At 73.5% G+C, this 2577-nt stretch carries 4 protein-coding genes; 3 read left to right on the top strand and 1 reads right to left on the bottom strand.

Annotated elements, in window-relative coordinates; genetic code table 11:
* The coding region (locus tag DQW06_RS25565) for a hypothetical protein (RefSeq protein WP_117199451.1) at positions 1 to 712 on the bottom strand (712 nt) is incomplete at its 3' end.
* A 27-nt stretch (positions 713 to 739) separates the two neighbouring features.
* Between DQW06_RS25565 and DQW06_RS25555 the strand changes: the two genes are divergently transcribed.
* The 3 genes from DQW06_RS25555 to DQW06_RS25545 all read left to right on the top strand — a co-directional run.
* On the top strand, positions 740 to 976 hold the full coding sequence (locus DQW06_RS25555; protein WP_013155101.1) for a methyltransferase domain-containing protein: 237 nt from the start codon (positions 740 to 742) through the stop codon (positions 974 to 976).
* A gap of 98 nt (positions 977 to 1074) precedes the next feature.
* Positions 1075 to 1872 (top strand): bifunctional 2-polyprenyl-6-hydroxyphenol methylase/3-demethylubiquinol 3-O-methyltransferase UbiG, encoded by a 798-nt coding sequence (locus DQW06_RS25550; protein ID WP_019609867.1) that lies wholly within the window; start codon positions 1075 to 1077, stop codon positions 1870 to 1872.
* Positions 1873 to 2015: 143 nt separating this feature from the next.
* On the top strand, positions 2016 to 2577 hold a 562-nt coding region (locus tag DQW06_RS25545; protein WP_232833154.1), incomplete at its 3' end, for a phospholipase D-like domain-containing protein.

Genomic DNA, 2577 nt, shown 5'->3' with positions numbered 1-2577 from the left:
GCTCGGCGTTGCGCAGGCCCAGCGAGCGCAGTGCCGGGAAGGCCCCGCCGGACAGGACGGGGGCGAGGTCCAGCGCCGTGGTGTCGCCGCGGTAGTCGTCCACTCCCAGCCACAGCTCCAGGTGCTCCAGGGCGGGGAGCCGTGCGGAGACGACCTCCCGGGTGAGCCGCGCGGGCAGTCCCCCGCCCTGGAGGGTGAGGCGGCGCAGCCCGTCGTGCTCCAGCGCCTCCAGGCCCAGGTCCATGGTGCCGCGCGCGGCGAACCCGGTCAGCCCGGGAAAGGCGTTCACCAGCGGGGACAGGTCCCCGTGCCGGATCCACGACGCCTCGCACTCCTCGAAGGTCAGGTCCGCGTAGAAGAGGTCGCGCAGGCCGGGCAGGCGCGGGGCGGCCTCCGCCAGGGCGTCGCGGACGGCGTCGGAGGACTCCACCTCGAAACCGGTCACCAGGCCGCCGACGACGAGGGCGCGGACCGCGGCCGGGTCGCCGACGAACTCCAGGAACCCCTCCAGGTACTCCCGGGGGTCCTCCGGGAGGTCGTCCCCGTACCGGTCCAACCGCCAGGCCACCGATCCGGGATCGGCCAGGCCGTCCCGCAGCGGGGACCGGGCGCCGGGCGGGACGGTCTCCCCGCTCCGTTCCAGGCGGCGCGCCTCCGCGTAGTCCAGGACGGGCAGCCCGGCGAACTCGGTCAGGTGGTCGTGGAAGGTCAAGGGGTCTCCCGGAGGTTCGGAGGGTGTGTGCGGCCATGCATAGCAGCGCACTCCGACACCGAGGCCTCCTCCAGCACCGCCCTCGTGGTCGGGCACTCCAGGACGTCCGGCGCCCCGCAGGACCCGCCCTCCGGCGACGGGGAGTTCGTCACCGTCCCGTGCGCGCTCGCCCTGCGCGCCATCCCCGACCGGTACCGCGCCCTGTCCGGGACGCACCGCGTCCTGCGGCCGGGCGGGGTCGCGAGATCCGGCCCTTCGCCTTGAGGGCACGGGGATGTCCGAAAACCGGGAGCACGCGGTTCTCCGGGGCCGTTGCGGCGCTTCGGCGGGACTTCCCGCGGGCGCGGTGTGACAGTGGTCCCATGGCTACGCACAGCGAACTGCGAGACTTCTGGGAACGCCGTCTCGAAGGCGACTGGACCGAGAGCGGCGTCGGCTACCGGGCCCTGGGCCGCCCCTTCAACACGTGGATGTACAAGGTGCGCGAGGAGGTGTTCCTGCGCGAGGCCGCACGGCTGACCCCCGGCCGGTCCGGCGCCAGCGTCCTCGACGTGGGCAGCGGCACCGGCTTCTACGTGCGCCTGTGGGAGCGGATGGGCGTCGGCGACGTCACCGGGTGCGACATGACCGACGCCGCCGTGCAGCGCCTGCGCGGCAGGTTCCCCGACCACAGGTTCGTCCGCCAGGACGCCGCCGACCTCGACGCCTTCGACGACGACTCCTTCGACGCGCTGTCCTGCATGGACGTGCTCTTCCACATCACCGACGACGAGCGCTACACCCGGGCCCTCGGCGAGTTCTCCCGGGTGCTGCGCCCCGGCGGCCTCCTCGTCATCTCAGAGAACTGCCTGCGCCGCCCCGAGCAGCGCGGTGAACACCAGGTCAACCGCACCCTGGAGTGGATCACCGACACCGCGGACCGGGCCGGGTTCGACCTGGTCCGCCGGGTGCCCATGCTCATGCTGATGAACGCCCAGGTGGACGCCCCCGCGCCCTGGCGCAAGGCGTGGGGCGGGGCCCTGCGCGCGGCCACCCTCACCGCGCCGACCGGGTGGCTCGCGGGCGCGGCGCTCTACCCGCTGGAGCGGCGCCTGGTCCGGGGCCGCAGTGAGAGCCCGACCACGGAGCTGGTGGCGTTCCGCCGCCGGGAACGGGGGTAGGAGGAGAGTCCTGTGTCACGGGAGACACGGGGCGGACGCGCCGCCGTCCGCCGGTGCCCCGGGATACGGTTGACGTCCACTTTGTACCAGGGGCGTCCGCGGTCGGGCCCGGCACCGCGGAGGTCCCTGCCCGGGAGGCGACTGTGCGACGCTCCACCATCACCTCGGTGGCCAAGTGGGGGCTCGTCGGGCTGGTGACCACGCAGGTCGCCGTGGCCGCGACCCTCATGGGGGTCAACCACTGGCGCAGGAAGGTGCGGCCGCGCCGGGCCTTCTTCCCCCGCACGGCGCCCGCCGAGCTGCCGGTGGGCGACACCGGGACCACGGCGACCGTGTACACCTACGGCGAGGACCTGTTCGAGGACATGATCGCGGCGATCCGGGGGGCCCGGCGCCGCGTCCTGTTCGAGTCCTACATCATCAAGGACGACCGGGTGGGCCAGCGGTTCAAGCGCGCGCTCATCGAGGCGGCCGACCGGGGCGTCGAGGTGTACGTCGTCTACGACGGCTTCGCGAACCTGGTGGTGCCCCGGTCCTTCTTCCGCTTCCCGCCCAACGTCCACGTGCTGGAGTACCCGGCCCTCCGGCCCGGCGTGCTGCTGCTGAACATCCGCAAGTCCGGCCGCGACCACCGCAAGATCCTCACCGTCGATGGCGAGGTGGGCTTCGTCGGCGGGTACAACGTGGGCTCGCTCTACGCCACCG

Origin of the sequence: Nocardiopsis sp. TNDT3 (assembly GCF_003427465.1) — a bacterium.
Lineage (GTDB): Bacteria > Actinomycetota > Actinomycetes > Streptosporangiales > Streptosporangiaceae > Nocardiopsis > Nocardiopsis dassonvillei.
The sequence above is the reverse complement of the archived record's forward strand: the minus strand, read 5'-3'. Positions and strand labels throughout refer to the sequence as shown.

Excerpts from the sequence above, each read along its gene's own strand:
- DQW06_RS25550 (WP_019609867.1), top strand. The coding sequence starts at position 1,075 with ATGGCTACGCACAGCGAACTGCGAGACTTCTGGGAACGCCGTCTCGAA.